This is a genomic window from Paenibacillus sp. FSL L8-0638, assembly GCF_038593075.1.
Classification (GTDB): domain Bacteria; phylum Bacillota; class Bacilli; order Paenibacillales; family Paenibacillaceae; genus Paenibacillus; species Paenibacillus polymyxa_D.
Genome location: NZ_CP151960.1, coordinates 2,655,001 through 2,674,377, shown reverse-complemented (window position 1 = coordinate 2,674,377; position 19,377 = coordinate 2,655,001). Strand labels below are relative to the sequence as shown.

Here is a 19,377-nt window from a genome sequence, read left to right as displayed (position 1 = left end):
CCCCCTCAATCGAATATTTATAGGCTTTCATAAAAATGCTTCATCTCTTCGAACTCTTCCATATCTAGATCATCTGCCCCTACGTCTGTTGGTGTCAGTTCCTGACCGGACTGATCAAGGCAATGACGAATGGTATTCAACAGGTGTGTTTCGAAGCGGGAGAAAAGTTGTTTGACCGTGCGCTCTTCATATGCATTCCTGTCATAGGATATACGGATGCTTAATTTTCCGTCCTCCAACCGGCTATCCATATAAAGAGCATAAGATGAACCATTAATCACATCCTTGGTACCTGGTCCAATTTCAGCTTGCAGCGGCGATAGTGAAAAATAAACCGATTCCGGGTGTGGGGAGTCTATATAACGGAAACCAATTTCCGGATGACGAAAACGTTTAGAATCCGTTGGATTGCTGGCTTCGATCAGATATCTCAATGCACCGTAGCCCAATCCGTGATTTGGAACCTGCCGAACCGTTTCCTTCACACGCTTGAGCAACAGCGCTATATCATCCGCAGATTTGATGTCCAGTACAACTGGATACACGGACGTAAACTGCCCTACCGTTCTGGAGATATCCAGCGAATTTGTTTCAGCCTGCTCTCGGCCAGGGTTCTCCACGTAGAGTGCAATCCGTTCTTGTCCTGACCATTCGGACACTGTTTGCCCCAGTACGGACAGCAATACTTCCTCCGGCACGGTATTATAGGCATGATTGACCTGTGTCATCAGATGCTGGGTTTCGTCAGTTGATAATTGCAGGTGGAGCTGATGTGTTTGTCTCTCCGATCCAGAATCCGTAATGACTTCATGGTCTTTGGGAAGCGTTCTCCACTCTGACAACTCTATCTTGTTCCAATAGTCCTGCTCCTTGAGCAGCTCTTTACTATTCGCATAATGCTCAAGATGCTCTGCCCACGTTTGGTAAGCGTTCGTTTTGTCCGGTAAAACAATCGTTTCCCCATCCAGAGCTTGTCCGTAGCCTGTTGCCAGATCTTCGAGCAAAATATTCCATGAAATGGCGTCAGCCACTAGTGGGTCTACAGCAAGGAAAAGATGATCTCCGCTATCCAGACGGAAAAGCCCTGCCCGAACTCGTGGTCCTTCAAACAGCCGCAGGCTGCTTTGAATCCGTTGACATTCAGCTTCCATCTGGCTGCGTGCTTCGCTTTCCGTTCCCGTAAGCGACAGTACCTCCAGCGTGATTAGCTGTTCATGCAGTCCTTTGTGAGCTTGCGTAACCGACTCGTCAGCCTGTTGTAATAAGCCAAGGCGCAGAGCATCGTGGTGCTCTACGATTTTCTTCAATGCGGCTCGCAATGGCTGCTCGTCAAAACCCGACTTTGCCAACAGCAGTACCGACATTGCGGCAGGAAGTGCCTCGGATGCTGCATGCCGTTCAAACCCATCGAGTAGATGTCGTTGTATCGGTGTCAGTGGTACTTCTCCATCTATCGGACCTTGCTCTATCGGACGGGACAATGTTTCTGCATAGCCGCTCAGGATTTCAATGGACGGATGCTCCAGTACGTGTCGGATATCCAGCAAATACCCGTGGAGACGCATGCGTGCGATGACTTGAACTGCTTTAATCGAGTCGCCTCCGAGCAGAAAAAAGTTATCCTGAATGCCCACCTGATCGCGTCCCAAAACATCTTGCCATACGGCGGCCAAAGCTTCTTCCACATCATTTCGCGGCGCTACATAGGCCACATCCGGTCGGAATAGCTTTTCAGGCTCCGGCAATGCTTTTCGGTCGGTTTTTCCGTTCGGTGTCAACGGTATCCGATCCAGAAACACGAAGTAAGACGGAACCGAATAATACGGGAGCAACTTGGCGGCATGTTCATGAATGACCGTTAAGCTTGGTGTTTCTTCTGTATGCAATACAATGTAGGCACACAAGACGGATTCTTGCTCTTTGTTTTGATATACAGTGACGACAGCCTCTTGAATTGCAGAATGGCTCATCAAAGCATTTTCAACCTCACCCAGTTCGATCCGGAATCCACGTACTTTCACCTGATGGTCGATTCGGCCGATAAACTCCAGATTTCCATCTGCTTTCCAGCGAGCGAGGTCACCCGTTCTGTACATTCGTGTCCCTATTGAAAATGGATTATCCACAAATTTCTCTGCCGTCAAATCCTCGCGGTTCCAATAGCCACGGGCCAGCCCTTCCCCTGCAATGCATAGCTCGCCCGGTATACCGATTGGCTGTAATCTGTTCTGCGCATCCATGATATAAATGTGCGTATTCGCAATGGGGCGTCCAATGTCAATCTGATTGGCATGGGTAAGTTCCTGCACTGCCGACCAAACCGTCGTTTCCGTAGGTCCGTACATGTTATAAATACGGGGGCCGTTCAATTTCTGCAATGCCTCCAGCAGCCTGGGTGGAAGCGCTTCTCCCCCAACCATAATTTCCTGTACACCTTGCAGCGCACGGGAGCCTTCCTCATGACTCAGCAGCATGTGCAGCCGGGATGGCGTCATTTGCAGCATGTCAATGTGATGTGCAGTAATCAGTTCGCCAAGTGCCTGAGGATCGACCTGATGATGGCGGTCGCCTAGCACGACGGTCATTCCGCCTAGCAGCGGCAGAATCGCTTCCAAAACGAAAATATCGAACGAAATAGTGGTTAGCGATAAAATCGTTTTGTTCGCTGCAAAGTCGATCACTTCACGCATTCCTGTAATAAAATTCAGCACCGAGCGATGCTGGAGCATAACTCCTTTCGGATTTCCGGTTGAGCCAGAAGTATAGATGACGTAAGCCAGATGCTCCGGCTGAGCAGTGGCTTCCAGATTGGTCCTTTCTCCTTGATATACTTCCTCATCTTCGATAAACAGGGTGTTGGCGCTGTAATGGTGTTCTCCTACCAGATCGCGACTGGTCAGGAGTACGGCAGCCTCACTGTCACTCAGCATATACTCAATACGGGCTGACGGATATTCAGGATCGATAGGCACATAAGCGCCACCCGCTTTTAGCACGGCGAGCAGACCGATAATCATTTCCGCCGAACGCTGCACCATCAGGCCGACTAGCTTATCGGGTCCTACGCCATGCGCTTGAAGTATCCGTGCCAGTGAGTTAGCACGTTCGTTCAAGTCCCGGTAGGTCAGACGCTGATTTCCGAACACCAATGCTATATGACCCGGCGTCTGTACGACCTGCTTTTCAAACTGCCCGTGAACTGTCTCATGGTGCGGGAAAGGTACGACGGTATGATTAAATTCGGTTAGCAGTAATTGCTTCTCTTCATCAGATACGATCGTAATATCGGCCAACCGCACCCCGACATCCTGCGTCACCGTTTCCAAAATTCGCACAAAATGCTCTCCCATCCGTCGGATGGTCTCCGGTTTAAACAGCTTTGTGCCATACTCCAAAGTGAAGGACAAACATTCTTTTTCCTCGGTCACATGCAATGAAAAATCCACCTTGGATATACCCGCGTTGAATTCTTCCGGTTTAAAACGAATGCCTCCTGTTTCCAAAACATCTGTGCCGACATTTTGCAAACTGAACATCGTATCGAACACCGGGTTTCGACTTAGGTCGCGCACCAGTTCCAGCCTGTCTACAAGCTCATCAAACGGGTATTCCTGATGCTCCAGTGCCAGCAGCGAGTTTTGCTTAACCTCCTGCAAAAAGGATTGGAACGTTAAAGAAGATCGCGGCTGATTGCGAAGAACCAGCGTATTGACGAACATGCCAATCATCGCTTGCGTATCCACATGCCGTCTTCCGGCAACAGGTGTACCCACGATAATGTCCTCTTGGCCAGTATATTTGCCCAGCAGGATATTATAAGCCGCTAAAAGTACCATAAAAATCGTAGATTCGGTATCTTGGGCCAATTTGTAGAGTCTGCTAGTAAGTTTGGATTCCAAGGTGACGGTCAAGCTGTCACCTTCAAAGCTTTGTGCTTGCGGACGCGAAAAGTCCGTAGGCATATTAAGTACAGGAAGCTCGCCCTTCAAGGTCTGAAGCCAATATGATTCATGCGCTTGCAATGCGTCGTCAGTGATCTGCTGCTTCTGCCAAGCAACAAAGTCTTTGTAATGAAGCTGAATGTTCGCAAGCTGTCTGCCCTGATACCGTTGAATGATTTCATCTAGCAGCACGGCCATGGAGAAACCATCGGACACGATGTGATGCATATCCACTAGCAGATTGAAGCCACCTTCGATAAATTCGTACAGTTCGGCGCGGAATAAAGGAGCTGTTCCCAGATGAAAAGGCTGAACAAACAAGGTCCGAGCCTGTTTTGCTTCTTCCTTGGAAATACGGTTATATGGAATGTCGAATGGAATCGTGTCCCGAACTTTTTGTACCACTTCCCCGTCTTCCAGATCGAAATACGTCCTAAAGGATTCATGACGCAAAATAACTTCCCTAACGGCTTCAATGAAGCGGGGAACCTCCAAATCTCCCTCTATGAAAAGCTGACCGGGTACATGATAGGCCTTTCCACCTCCCAGCTGATCCAGCACGTACATTCTCTTTTGGGAAGAAGATACCGGATAGAAGGCTTGCGATTTCACAGATACAATCGGTTCATAGTTCTTCTTTGTTCCACCCGCAATATATGTAGCCAGCTCAGCAATCGTTTGCAGCTCAAAAATGTGGCTGAGTGGAATGTGTACACCCAATTCCTTATTGACTCTCGACAGAATGACCGTCGCTTTTAGTGAATCACCACCCAGTTGAAAAAAATTATCGTCATCGCTGATATCTGTTACATTCAGAACGTCCATCCAAATGTTCACGAGTTGATCTTCTACGCCGTGGTTCTCAGGAGCGGTGTCTGTTTTAGTCAATACACTTGCTTGTCCCGGCTCTGGCAAAGCCTGTAGATCAGGCTGACCATCCGGCAGAAGAGGAATATGATCCATAGGAATCCAAAAACGGGGCTGCGTATAATCTGGAAGAATTTCGATTGCAGCCTTTTTCAGTGCGTCTTCATCCCATGGCTTCGATGCGTTTGCGACCACATAGGCGGTTATATATGAGACTTTTCCAGCTTCGTCCGTTTGCGGTGCAATGACGCAGGACTCCAATCGGAAAGTTTGCAGCAGGTGTTTCTCCAACTGCCCCAAATTAACCCGATGTCCGCGAATGTGGATAGTCCGATTCAAATTGCCAATATGCCGCAGCTTGCCATCGTTTTCTACGTAAGCCCATTCTCGGGTCGTTCCCAACAGGCCTGCTACTGAGGCTTGATACACCTCCCCTGCTGTCCCAACAGGTGCCAAATGCTTGTAGGCATCGAGGACGCAAAGATAGTTTCCCTTGGCGTCGGTATTTGCTGCCCATGCAGTTCGAAGTTGTTCGTTCTCCGACGCACGGAGTAAAGTCAGCGCGGAAACGCGAGCCCCTTCTTCCTCTACAATGGAATACAGCAGATTCAGGAAATACCCTGACCAGGCTTCGATCATGTTTGGCTGAAAAAGATCCGAATTGTAGTCGAAATCAAGACGTAATTGTTGCTGCGCCTCTGTCACGTTCAAAAACAACTCGTATTTGCTGAATGATACCTCATTCTCAATGAGTTCAACTTCCAGTTCATGGAATTGAAAACGCGGAATCGGTCGATCCATATTGAATACAGCGTTAATGACAGGCAAATGCCTCAGCCCCAGCTGAGCGAGTCCCGCAAAGCTGTACTTTTGGAAGCTATCCAGTTCATTCATGCGCTTTTTGACTGTTTGGACATGCTCCGTAAAAGTAGCATCAGGACGCACTTCGCTGATCATCGGAAGCAAGTTGACACAGTTGCCGATCAGAGAGAAGGCGTCCATATGGGATTGTCCCGCGGTGGGAACCCCCACCGTTACTTCCTGCTGCCCTGTCAGCCGATGTAGAAAAATCTGAAAGGCGGATAGCAGCGTTATAAAAAGACTGCTGCCTAGCTTTATGCTGGCGGATCTCAATTGTTTAACGAGCGGCGCTTCGAGCATTACGGTATGTCTGCTTCCTCTGGAAGACGGAATCTGTATTCCCCTCACCGGAGATGGCAAATGGAGGACAGGCTGCTGCTTTTCTAGCACTGCCGACCAAAAAGCTAGGGCCTCATCTTTCCCGGCTTTCAATTGATCCTGCTGCCAAACAACGTAATTCCGAAAAGGTACTGGATCGGGAAGGTTGTAGTCAGCATGTCGAACTAGCGCAGAATAGATGTGTTCCAGTTCCTGAATGAATACACTGATTGACCAGCCATCCGCGATAAAATGATGAAACGTAAAAACACCCAGATGCTCTTCATCCGATATTTTCAGCAGATGAATTCGGAATAATGGCTCGCCTGGCGTCATGGCAAATGGGGTTTCACTGTCCTTGATCATCCATGCCCGGATATGTTGTTCCTGTTCATCTGGGCGATAACTGGTAAAATCATGAAGCGGGATTTCCGCTTTCATCACAGGAGCGAACACCTGAGTTTCCCCATCGCCGCTCATAAAGATATGTAAGGCTTCATGACGGTTTACAATGGTCTGGACAGCTTGGTTGAACGCCTGCTGCTGAAGTGGACCACGAAACCGCAACAAGGCGGTTTCGTGTAAAGATTGAGAGTCACTTCGATCTGAAACAGAAGCGAACCAAAGCTGCTTTTGCTCTGGAGTTAACGCAATAACAGTTTCTGCTGCTTCAGCCTCTGGAGGTACGGTTACAGGTACAGGTTGCTTTCCCGGCCCCGGGCCGTTTCCATTCGGGGGCGGGTCCGGTAAAAATCCCCCTTTACGCAGCTCGTTCACGCTATCCTTGACCGCTTGTACGATTCGCGCAATATCTTCCTCGGTATGGGCCGTGGACAAGAAGCAGTTTCGTCCCTCCCAGATATAGATGCCTTTGTCCAGCATGTGATAGAAGAACAGCTCCAGATCGCCTTTGAGCACGAAGCGGAATAGGGAGCCAAAGTGAACGACCTTCATAGGTACGCGTTCGTCAGTGAAATAGCTGTTCAGCTCCGCTGCTAACGCCGAGGTGCGGCTGTTCAAGCGATTTTGCAGTTGCTCGCCATGCTTCTCCAAATGATCCAGCACCGCTAAGGATGCAGCCATTGCCAGCGGATGATGGCAGAAGGTTCCTGCCACAAAGGTTCGCTGCTGCTCATGCTGCGGATAGGAATCGTCCCCGAAGCTCCACGTGCCTCCGTCGATCCCGTTCATAAAGGCAGCTTTTCCGGCTACGATGCCGATGGGCAGCCCGCCGCCAATGATTTTACCGTAGGTCACGAGGTCGGCTTGTACCCCAAACCACGCTTGGGCTCCTCCGGGCTGAATCCGGAAGCCTGTGATGACTTCATCAAAAATGAAGGCAGTACCCGACTGCTCCGTTATCTGGCGAATTTCCTGCAAAAAGGCTTTAGGCTGAAAATCTGGTCGGCGGCTTTGTACCGGCTCCACGATAACCGCGGCCAGTTCATGCGCATGGGTGCGGATATAATCCAGAGAATCGTCCGCCCCATAATGAAGCACGACGACATCGTCCACCATATGCTGCAAGATACCTGGAGCTAGAGGTGTCGAATGCTCCTTGTCATCACCCGCGCCCCCCAGTGCCAGAACCCCGTCGAATGTACCGTGATACGAGCCAGCAAAAATGACGACTTTAGCTCGTCCAGTGGCAGCACGTGCCAAACGGAGCGCGACCATGACGGCTTCCGTGCCGGAATTATACAGGGCAATCCGTTCCACGCCGGTCATCTTGCATATTCGCTCGGCGACCTGTCCGGCCATGTTGGACATGGGGCCGACACACATGCCGTTCTTCAGCTCTTCCTCAATTTTCTCACGAATAAAGGCTGGATTGTGTCCGAACAGATTCACACCAAAGCCCATCGTCAAGTCGACATATTCATTGCCGTCCAGATCCCAAATTTTTGAACCATCGGCGCGTTGGGATACAATTTGATACACCATTTCCTTCAAAACAGGCCGGAAACCAGCCACATTGCGGTTATTGGCGTATACGGAGCGATACTGCTGGGTGTACTGTTTGGTGCTACGCGTACGGGCCGTGTAGCGTTCAATCAGTTCTTGTAGGTGTTGTTCCTGACGGAGCGAAAGCAATTCACGTGCTTTAACATCCAGCTTTTTATAAGGCGTATACGGCTTGGCTTCATTGCCTGTCTGCTTGAAAACAGCCTTTACGGATGGTGCTGGTGCTAATGCAGCCGCGACTTTCTGCTTGGATTCGGTACGGATGATCTGCGCACTTTCACTACTTGCCGATAGCAAAACGCCCGTTTCCGGGTTAAATGGCTCGGAAGCTATTACGGATGCAGATGGCTGATGCCGGAGAACATCGAGCTGCTGTGACATCAGATGTAGCTGTTGCTCCAAAATTCGCTCTACAGCCGCAGGAGCTGTAGCGATTGGAAAGCTCTGAGCCCGTGTTTGTCCAGCCGTGTCTATGGCATAAACGGATGCCGCAGCCGGAACAGCGGATTCATGAGACGGTTGGGTTAGCGGGAAAGCTGCGTGATCAACCTGATTCAGAGTTGTTTCTGGACGATTTTCCACAGATTGAACCGGGGTTTCAGCAGAAGTGAACATGCTCACCCGCTCGGCTACGTAGCTGGCCAACAGCTCCAGCGTGGTCAACGATTCGAAAAATTCGTTCATTGGAATGTCCAGTCCGAAGGTATCCTTGATACTGTGGCGAACCTGGGACAAATTAATGGAATCCAGCCCAAGCTCCAGAAAATGTGTTTGTGGCTCCAGTTCCTCCAGGCTGAGTTGGGACACGTTACCGATCATTTTCGCTAACTTTTGAAGAATAGATGATTTGTGCTGATCGGTAGCAAATGCTGGCGCTAAATACTCGTTCCCCATAATTCCAGACTCCTTTACTGTTGAGTTTTCATGAACTGGTACCTTCTGTTCCGTTCGAATCTGTTCGGGTACGTTAATCCAGCATCTTTTCCGTTCGAATGGATACGTAGGCAGAGAAACCTTTTTATAGTGCTTACCTGCATAGAGGGCATTCCAATCGATCTGCGCTCCTTGCACATACTTGGCAGCCAGTTGCTCCAGTGATTGCAACGTGTCCAAGCTTCCAGTGGCCATCTCTGCGCCACCTGTGCTATCCGCTTTCCCGGTGTATACACCTTCGACGACTCTACCTTGTTCGTGTAACTGAATCACCTTCGCCTTCAACGCATCCGCCCCTGCGGCAGTCACAGCAATCCGGTGATTCAGGTGACTTCTGCCTGTGTTAGCCGTATAGCATACATCCTGCATCACGAGTTCTTCCGCACGTCCGAACCGTTCTGCGTACCGCCCGACCAGCTCGTGCAAAGCGGATTCACTCCGCGCTGACAGGGTCAGCAGCAGTGGTGATGATCTATTGTTGCTGTCCGTTGAGGCTTGGTCTGATTCCGTCTTCGCTATATATTCCTCCAGCACCACATGGCAGTTTGTCCCGCTGAATCCAAAGGAACTCAGCCCGCTTCTTCTCGGGAAACCGTCCGTCTTCCATTCCCTAAGCTTCGTATTAGCATATACCGGGGATTCCTCAAAATGGATCTTTTGGTTTGGTGTGCGAAAATGAACGAGCGGTGCAATCTGTTGGTGCTTCATGGACAATACGGATTTGATCAAGCCCGCAATCCCAGCGGCTTCGTATAAATGACCGATATTCGTTTTGACCGTGCTGATCGCCACAAACTGCTTACGCTGTGTATGCTTGCGGAAAGCCTTGGTAATGCCGTCAATCTCAACCGGATCGCCCAGCTTGGTGCCGGTGCCATGTGCTTCGATATAACTTATCGTTTCAGGATCAATCCGTGCAACACGCCACGCCTGCGAAATCACTTCTGCCTGAGCCAGCGCATTCGGCGCGGAAATACCAATCGTGCTGCCGTCCTGATTGATGGCACTTCCCTTGATCACGGCTAAAATGTTGTCACCGTCTTGTTCCGCTTTGCGCAGCGGCTTCAGTAAAACGGCTCCAACTCCTTCACCCCAGCCCGTTCCGTCCGACTGGTCGTCGAAGGCGCGTGCTCGATCATCGGAGGATTCCATGCCAATGCCCGCTTTCAGCGGCAGTAAAATCGTTTTCACTCCTCCTGCCAAGGCCATGTCGCAGTCTCCGCTAAGGATGGACTTGCAGGCCAAATGCACTGCCACGAGGGATGAAGAGCATGCTGTATCAATTGTTAGCGCCGGACCTTTTAGATCGAGCAAATATGCAATCCTGCTGGAAATAATGGATGATAAATTACCAATGGCAAAGTTCGGCAGCGCGCCCGGTTCCACCTCAGACAACAAACGCTCGTATTCGAAGCTGGTTTTGGAGAATCCGACATACACGCCGACCTTTTGGCCTGCCAGTTGCTTCCCCCCATACCCCGCATCCTCAATCGTGCTCCAGGCTGTTTGTAGAAATAACCGTTGATTCGGGTCCATGAGTGAGGCTTCCCGTGGAGTCAGCTTAAAGAAGGAGTAATCGAACTTGTCTACTTCATCCAGATAGCCGCCTTCTGCAATTTGCATATTCCGTCCTTCCGTATTCAGACGGGAAATGAAATCTTCGGCATCTTTTCTTCTTTCGTCGCTGTACGGGCTGATATTGTCAGCCCCTGATGCCACATTCGCCCAAAACTGCTCTAATGTTTCCGCTTGAGGAAACTTGCCTGACATGCCGATGATGGCGATATCCCGGACATTTGCTTCCTCCTTGGCCTCGGACTGTGCTGTTGCAGCCGGGTCGCTGCTCATGCCCTGACTAGAGATATATGCAGCAAGCTTGGCGATGGTCGGATAGGAAAAGAAGTCCGTCACCTCAATATGAATCCCTAATTGATCCTCCAACAGGTCCACAATTTGAACGAGCTGCAAGGAAGTCACTCCGATATCAAAGTAGCTGTCGTCCGTCCCGATCGACTTTACATTTAAAATATCCTGGCAGATTCCAATCAGCTTCTGTTCTATCTCTCCTTGAGGTAAGACTACACGCTCAGCTGCTTGCATGACTCGAGTAGCCTCGGCCAGTGCTGTCAATATTTCATCAAATTCGCCCTGCTCATAACTCTGGGCTAATTTGAAGCGCTGAACCTTTCCACTGGTTGTTTTAGGAATACGCCGGATCGGAACCACATCCTGAATATGCCAACCTCCCCGGTAATTTAGATGACTTTTCAGCTTTTGGACAAGCGGTACAAAATGCTCTATCTTTTTCGTGTGCATCACAAAGGCAATAATACGATCCTGCCTCGTTTGCGTATCATGTACACCGCACACGGCTACTTTTCCGAGATCCACACCATCCAGTTCCTCGGCAATCCTCTCGATGTCATGCGGGTAGACATTCTGTCCGTTCACGAAAATGATATCCTTGGCTCTACCAGTAATAGTCAGGCGACCGTTCCGCATAAACCCTAAATCGCCGGTGATAAGCCAGCCATCCTCTGTTTTGACCTTCGCGGTAGCCTCTGGATTGTTATAATATCCGGATGTCACATTTTTGCCGCGGATCTGTGTGTGTCCAATCACCCCATCTTCAAGCACCTGATTTTTTTCATCGCAAATGCGGACAGAGGTACTGGCCAACGGATACCCCAAATCTACAAAAGTAAGACACCGCTTGTCGGACTTGTCCACTTCTTCTATGGGTTCACCCACGTGTAACTGCTGCCGGTTCAAATGAATGGGTATAAAGGTGCTTTTGTCCAGAGGTGGAGAGGAAACTCCCACGCTCGCCTCTGCCAATCCGTAGACAGGAAACATCGCATTTTTATTCAAACCGTGAACACTCATTGCATCCATAAACACATCACAAAGCTCCACAGATACGGGCTCCGCTCCATTTAAGATCATACGGACACTTGACAAATCCCAGTTAGATGCCGTTTCGGGTTTATACTGATCGAGAAAAAATTTATACCCAAAATTGGGAGAGCATATTTGAGTCACCTTATGCTCCGATACTTTTTTTAGCCATAAAGACGGGCGTCTGATAAAAAGTGCCGTTGGCATAATCAACTGCTTGGCATTAGCGATCACACAGGTTAAATGAAATGCGATCAATCCCAGGTCATGCGTAAGCGGCATCCAGCCCAAATAAGCATCCTTGGAGCTCATGCCCGTTTGATTTGCGATATCCCGAATATTGTAAACCAAATTTTCATGCGTCAGCATGACTCCTTTAGGATCACCTGTAGAACCTGAGGAAAATTGGATAAAAGCTAAATCCTCCGGTTTGGGTATATGGGCAACACCTTTACTCTGATTGGAATAATCGAATATATGGCTTGAAAAAGTCGCTTTTTTAACGGGCTCAAAGGAATCCAGCAGTTCGTGCTGGTGCGAGTATTTTTCTAACTGTTCCAATACCTTGTCATCTGCAATCATATAAGGGCGGGAAAGTGTATTCCAGATTTTAAACAATTTCATTTTATGCTCATCATTATTCCCTATGCTTATAGGAACAGGAACGATTCCACCGAGTAGGCAACCCCAAAATACATTTACAAAGGTATGATTGTCGTCGATCTGCATGATCAGCTCATCGCCAGGTTGTATCCCTTTTTCCTGTAATTCATAAAGTACCTGTGATGCTTGCTCCAGAAGTTTACAGTAGGATACGTATTCCTCTTGTTTATCACCCGAAATAAAGGTGATTCCGTTCTCATCCCGGCTTGCACGGTCTTGAATGATTTCAATTAAAGTTTGAAACTGTTCCATCCTGATCCCTCCTCAATTGCTCTAGCATTACTTTCTGCTCTCCTTCGGAGACCTGTTTGGTTTGCAACACCAGGCGAATACACTCCAAAATCTCCTGTCTTTGCTCAAAAGCAGGAGGTGAACCGCTCCCTGATTCAGAGCTTCGAAGTAATTCTTCCAGTCTTCGAACAGGTAAAATAACACCCTTTCGATAATCATCTTCATTCCAATTGGCATTGGGGGTAGATACCGCCAGTGAAAGGGAACGAGCAACCCAATCACGGATTGAGAAGCGGCGTTCCAGTTCAACGCGATCCAAGTCTCTATCCACGGACAGAAATTCAATGGTAGTGTTTATTTCCTTCGCCAAATTTTTCAGCACCGTTCGTGGACCTAACTCGATGCCTTGTTTTACGCCATGATTCTCCATATACTGCATGGTCTGAATCCATCGAACCGGGTGAGTCATTTGCAAAATCAATCCTTGACGGATGCTGTCAACATCGGGGTATGGCAGAGCGGTCACATTGGAGATCACGGGCCACTGCGCTTCATAGAAAGTGTATTTTTGCAGCTCGATGGTCAGCCTGTCCGCAGCATGCTGCATAAGCGGACTATGAAAAGGACCACTAACCTGCAAGCGAGTAATTTGGGCCCCCCGCTGTTCTAACTTGTCAGCTACCATAGCTATCGATGTATGATGACCAGAGATGACATACTGATTAGGCGAATTGTAACAAGCAATAACAGCAGGCTGATCGATTGGGGAGTGCAGACGACAGAATTCTTCCACGGCGTTCAACTCAGCTCCGCGAATGGCAATCATGCTGCCCAGACCGGCCTCTGCGGCTTCTTCCATGATGCGTCCTCGCTTTTGAACCAGTCGTAAAGCGTCGCTAAAGGATAGAACACCGCTACTTACCAGAGCTGAATATTCACCCAGGCTATGACCTGCTGAAAATTCAGGGATAATTCCGATTTCATGCATATAACGCCGGAATGCAATGACACTGATCGTGAGAAGTGCGGGCTGAGTATAGAATGTTCTGGATAGCTGGGTCATTGGACCTGCCATGCATAAAGCTTTCAGATCATATCCCAAAATATCAGCAGCCTCTTCGAACAAGCGATCCGCTTCTGCAAAGCCGCTATGCCACGTAGCCCCCATTCCTACATACTGAGAGCCTTGCCCAGGAAAAACCAAAGCCATGCGATTCATATCAAACCCCTTTCCTCCCCACAAAGATGTGGCAAAGCAAAAATGTTTTTACGATTCAGGTGTTAATGTACATATGTATGAAGACAATAGCTGTAGAGATAGATGTAGCAAAAAGCAACAAAACCGATTGTCAAAAAACAGTAATCGACATGTAAAAATGAGTTGGTTATGGAGTTTCCATTCGTGGTGTGATTGAGATCAAAAGTCAGATGTGTGAGTAGACTTGGAAGTGTAAAAAAACTTGAGGTATACTGGAATTCCAGGCTTGGAACCTAAAATTCAGTATCATAGATGAATGTGATGAGAAATTGTTGAGGTCATACAGGATGTTTTTCGATGTAAGTATTAAATGAGAAATATTTTATTTATATAATAGATATGGACTCGAAAAATGTCAATATCTTTTTTAAATTCCTTTAATAAGAAAAAAATGCGATATATGAATGATTTTGTTTCAATATAAATATAAAAGTAAATTAAAGTATGTCGATATAATGTATAAGTATATTATACACACAAACAATGCCCTCTTTTGTCTAAAAATCAGGCATTGTTTGTAATTTTTAATGAATTTTTGTAAAATTTCTGTGTAGTAAGTGCAAGAAACAGATTTTGTGTTATATCTGGTGCTTGACAAACCAAATTGTAATGCGTTGCAGTCGTTCCACACGAAGCTGCGCATGTCCTTTTCGTGAAAGTTCGTGGCTTTATCCAACCCCCTTTCGGCGAACAAATCGGCTTCGTCCGTTCTTGGTGATCGAGATACGTTTATATTCCCAACGCTCGTACATGGATAGCAGATATGGATGCTTCTCCGCTGTCGCCAGTGTCACCGCAGGGGCACCCAACTGATCACGAATAATCGTGTGTTCTACTCAATTCGTTTTCTCCCGTACCCTTGGTCTGTGCAGCCGGGTCTACAGCGAACCACATCACAAACGGCAAGTCGATTATAAAATCAAGGGCCTTATTTTTCAAATGGCTGACAGTAGCCTGAATGACCCCGTTAATTTCCAGCACATAGCAATCATTGTGTTTAATGTTCTCCCGAATGAGAGCAACGTCTGCCTGAGTGGCAGGCCACTGGAGTCCCAACTGCCGGATCATTTCGTACGCTTCGTAGGTCACATACTGTTCGTCTGCACTAAGTTATCTGAATGTTCAGGTAAAATCAATATCTATGTCATCAATTTTAACAACAGTCATTCCTTGATAAGGGGTTTTACGCTCCAAAAAAGTAACAGGAACGTAAAAGTCCGAATTATCTTCTTTCTTTATACCCAAATGAATGTATCTGCCACTAAAAATGTTATGCAACATAAACTCAGCATCAATCATGCTTTGGGCTAACTGAGGATTAAAAATAATAAAGCTAGGTTGATGTAGTAATTTATGAAGAAATGGGAAATGTCATATACGATAAATGGTTCTCTCATATTCGCCTAAGTTGGCTTTTTTCAGCATTTCTAAAGTCAGTGTTCCTTGTCTTAATTTTGGAAACCCTTTTTTTCCACGATATGAAGACCCAGTTTTCATTTTATGTATGCAAATTAAATGAGGAAGATCAAAAGTTCTAAAATGCAACCTGATGCCACGCTTTTTATGACGAATTTTATAATGAAAAATTAAGTTACAAAGGTGCTCCTCATAAAAGATACTTCACTTATCGTCGCTTTAGCAAGCTGATTTCTCACTTTGTCCTTGTTAGCACCCATAAAATAAATGTCTTAAAACCTTTCAGAGACATATCTTCAGGAACAAGCATAATAATCCAGCATTCCGTTATGCTTACTTTCATTTCATATGGACGTAGTACATATCCATGCTCATACATATAATAGCACTCTTTAGGCTAACAGTTCACTTTGAGTTAAGAGGAATTTCTTCAATTAAACTTGCGTCTGTATGGCGAACATTCCCTACAGCTTTAGAAACGGGATACGAGTTCATTAATCCAGCAGGGTATGGCCGAAGTATTTTTAATACATGTTCCGTTTTTGTTATTTCAATGTAAGAACTACGTCACCTATCTAGCCTACTCTTCGTCAAGACTAGGTTACTTCTATGTTATTCCTTCTTAGTTTCCATATCCTATTTTTAAACTGTTTAAATATCTAATTCCGAAAAGATAAAAGAGAGCACAGCCCATTAAGGCTGTGCTCTCTTTTATCTTGCTTGGCGACGTCCTACTCTCCCAGGACCCTGCGGTCCAAGTACCATCGGCGCTGGAGGGCTTAACGGTCGTGTTCGGGATGGGTACGTGTGGAACCCCTCCGCTATCGCCACCAAACATGAATTTGCTATGCAAATTCTACCGTACGGTTATTCAGTTCATCACATATCGTGTGAATGAATAGCCATGCGCTTGTTGTATGTCACTTGTACATACCTTCAAGGTTACACCCTGAAAACTGGATCCGAAACTTATTTGCGTTTTATCTTTAGGATAAGCCCTCGACCGATTAGTATTGGTCAGCTCCATGCATTACTGCACTTCCACCCCCAACCTATCTACCTCGTCGTCTTCAAGGGGTCTTACATACTGGGAAATCTCATCTTGAGGGGGGCTTCACGCTTAGATGCTTTCAGCGCTTATCCCTTCCGTACATAGCTACCCAGCGGTGCTCCTGGCGGAACAACTGGTACACCAGCGGTACGTCCATCCCGGTCCTCTCGTACTAAGGACAGCTCCTCTCAAATTTCCTACGCCCACGACAGATAGGGACCGAACTGTCTCACGACGTTCTGAACCCAGCTCGCGTACCGCTTTAATGGGCGAACAGCCCAACCCTTGGGACCTACTTCAGCCCCAGGATGCGATGAGCCGACATCGAGGTGCCAAACCTCCCCGTCGATGTGGACTCTTGGGGGAGATAAGCCTGTTATCCCCAGGGTAGCTTTTATCCGTTGAGCGATGGCCCTTCCATGCGGTACCACCGGATCACTAAGCCCGACTTTCGTCCCTGCTCGACTTGTAGGTCTCGCAGTCAAGCTCCCTTCTGCCTTTGCACTCTTCGAATGATTTCCAACCATTCTGAGGGAACCTTGGGGCGCCTCCGTTACTCTTTAGGAGGCGACCGCCCCAGTCAAACTGCCCACCTGACACTGTCCTCGCACCGGTTCACGGTACCAAGTTAGAACCTAGATACGATCAGGGTGGTATCCCAAGGATGCCTCCCTTCAAGCTGGCGCTCAAAGTTCTACGGCTCCCACCTATCCTGTACAGATCGTACCCAAATTCAATATCAAGCTGCAGTAAAGCTCCATGGGGTCTTTCCGTCTTGTCGCGGGTAACCTGCATCTTCACAGGTATTAAAATTTCACCGGATCTCTCGTTGAGACAGCGCCCAAGTCGTTACGCCATTCGTGCGGGTCAGAATTTACCTGACAAGGAATTTCGCTACCTTAGGACCGTTATAGTTACGGCCGCCGTTTACTGGGGCTTCGGTTCATAGCTTCGCCCGAAGGCTTACCACTCCCCTTAACCTTCCAGCACCGGGCAGGCGTCAGCCCGTATACTTCGCCTTGCGGCTTCGCACAGACCTGTGTTTTTGCTAAACAGTCGCTTGGGCCTTTTCACTGCGGCCCCCTCGGGCTATTCACCCTACCGAGGCACCCCTTCTCCCGAAGTTACGGGGTCATTTTGCCGAGTTCCTTAACGAGAGTTCTTCCGCGCGCCTTAGAATTCTCTTCTCGCCTACCTGTGTCGGTTTGCGGTACGGGCACCTTCTCCTGGCTAGAGGCTTTTCTTGGCAGTCTGAGATCATGACCTTCGCTACTACAATTTTCGCTCCCCATCACAGCCCAGCCTTAACGATGTGCGGATTTGCCTACACATCAGCCTCACTGCTTAGACGGACATCCATCCGTCCGCGTCACTACCCTACTGCGTCACCCCATCGCTCATAACGGATTACGGTGGTACAGGAATTTCGACCTGTTGTCCTTCGACTACGCCTATCGGCCTCGCCTTAGGTCCCGACTTACCCTGAGCGGACGAACCTTCCTCAGGAACCCTTAGGCTTTCGGCGGATCTGATTCTCACAGATCTTTTCGTTACTCATACCGGCATTCTCACTTGAATGCAGTCCAGCGCTCCTTACGGTACACCTTCAACCCGCATTCAACGCTCCCCTACCCCTGATGCAAAGCATCAAGCCATAGCTTCGGTGGTGTGTTTAGCCCCGTTACATTTTCGGCGCAGAGTCACTCGACCAGTGAGCTATTACGCACTCTTTCAATGGTGGCTGCTTCTAAGCCAACATCCTGGTTGTCTGTGCAACTCCACATCCTTTCCCACTTAACACACACTTGGGGACCTTAGCTGATGGTCTGGGCTGTTTCCCTTTCGACAATGGATCTTAGCACTCACTGTCTGACTCCCGGAACTAAATCTATGGCATTCGGAGTTTGACTGAGCTTGGTAACCCTTGCGGGCCCCGCACCCAATCAGTGCTCTACCTCCACGATTCTTCTTTCCGAGGCTAGCCCTAAAGCTATTTCGGGGAGAACCAGCTATCTCCGGGTTCGATTGGAATTTCTCCGCTACCCCCACCTCATCCCCGCATTTTTCAACATGCGTGGGTTCGGGCCTCCAGTGCGTGTTACCGCACCTTCACCCTGGACAGGGGTAGATCACCCGGTTTCGGGTCTACGTCCACGTACTAAAGATCGCCCTATTCAGACTCGCTTTCGCTGCGGCTTCAGCTCTTCACCTTAACCTTGCACGGGAACGTAACTCGCCGGTTCATTCTACAAAAGGCACGCCATCACCCCTAGATCGGGCTCTGACTTCTTGTAAGCACACGGTTTCAGGATCTATTTCACTCCCCTTCCGGGGTGCTTTTCACCTTTCCCTCACGGTACTGCTTCACTATCGGTCGCCAGGGAGTATTTAGCCTTGGCAGATGGTCCTGCCGGATTCATACGGGGTTTCACGTGCCCCGCACTACTCGGGATCCGTCTCGGAGGGAACCAGTTTTGAACTACAGGGCTTTTACCTTCTCTGGCGGGCCTTTCCAGACCTCTTCATCTAACCGGTTCCTTTGTAACTCCATGTGAGACGTCCCACAACCCCAAGGAGCAAGCTCCTTGGTTTGGGCTAATCCGCGTTCGCTCGCCGCTACTGACGGAATCACTATTGTTTTCTCTTCCTCAGGGTACTTAGATGTTTCAGTTCCCCTGGTCTGCCTCTATTCTGCCTATGTATTCAGCAGAAAGTGACTGTCGATGAAGACAGCCGGGTTTCCCCATTCGGACATCCCCGGATCAAAGCTTGCTTACAGCTCCCCGAGGCTTTATCGTTGTTCGCCACGTCCTTCGTCGGCTCCTGGCGCCTAGGCATCCTCCGTGTGCTCTTTGTAGCTTAACCTAGACTTTTCTTTCACAGAAAGAAAATGTCGATGTTCGATAAAGAATGATTTTTGCCAAAGGCAAAAGATCTTCCCTTACCTGCTACCTTTATTTCACTTGTTTACACAA

3 protein-coding genes and 2 rRNA genes are annotated in these 19,377 nt (G+C 48.3%); all 5 read right to left on the bottom strand.

Annotated elements, in window-relative coordinates:
* Nucleotides 1-17 precede the first annotated feature (17 nt).
* Complete coding sequence (locus MKY35_RS11955; protein ID WP_342446476.1) at nucleotides 18-12,698, bottom strand: amino acid adenylation domain-containing protein; 12,681 nt, start codon at nucleotides 12,696-12,698, stop codon at nucleotides 18-20.
* A complete protein-coding gene (gene fabD / locus MKY35_RS11950) occupies nucleotides 12,673-13,896 on the bottom strand; it encodes an ACP S-malonyltransferase (RefSeq protein ID WP_342446475.1) in 1,224 nt (407 codons plus the stop codon). The genes MKY35_RS11955 and fabD overlap by 26 nt, the downstream gene beginning before the upstream one ends.
* Nucleotides 13,897-14,748: 852 nt before the next feature.
* Complete coding sequence (locus MKY35_RS11945; protein WP_342446474.1) at nucleotides 14,749-15,003, bottom strand: GNAT family acetyltransferase; 255 nt, start codon at nucleotides 15,001-15,003, stop codon at nucleotides 14,749-14,751.
* A gap of 1,066 nt (nucleotides 15,004-16,069) precedes the next feature.
* Nucleotides 16,070-16,186 (bottom strand): 5S ribosomal RNA (gene rrf, locus MKY35_RS11940).
* A 152-nt stretch (nucleotides 16,187-16,338) separates the two neighbouring features.
* Nucleotides 16,339-19,267: ribosomal RNA gene (locus MKY35_RS11935) — 23S ribosomal RNA — on the bottom strand.
* Nucleotides 19,268-19,377 lie beyond the last annotated feature (110 nt).

Bases quoted from the DNA above. Each gene is read 5' to 3' on its own strand.
- MKY35_RS11955 (WP_342446476.1), bottom strand. From the start codon at position 12,698: ATGGAACAGTTTCAAACTTTAATTGAAATCATTCAAGACCGTGCAAGC.
- fabD (WP_342446475.1), bottom strand. From the start codon at position 13,896: ATGAATCGCATGGCTTTGGTTTTTCCTGGGCAAGGCTCTCAGTATGTA.
- MKY35_RS11945 (WP_342446474.1), bottom strand. From the start codon at position 15,003: ATGATCCGGCAGTTGGGACTCCAGTGGCCTGCCACTCAGGCAGACGTT.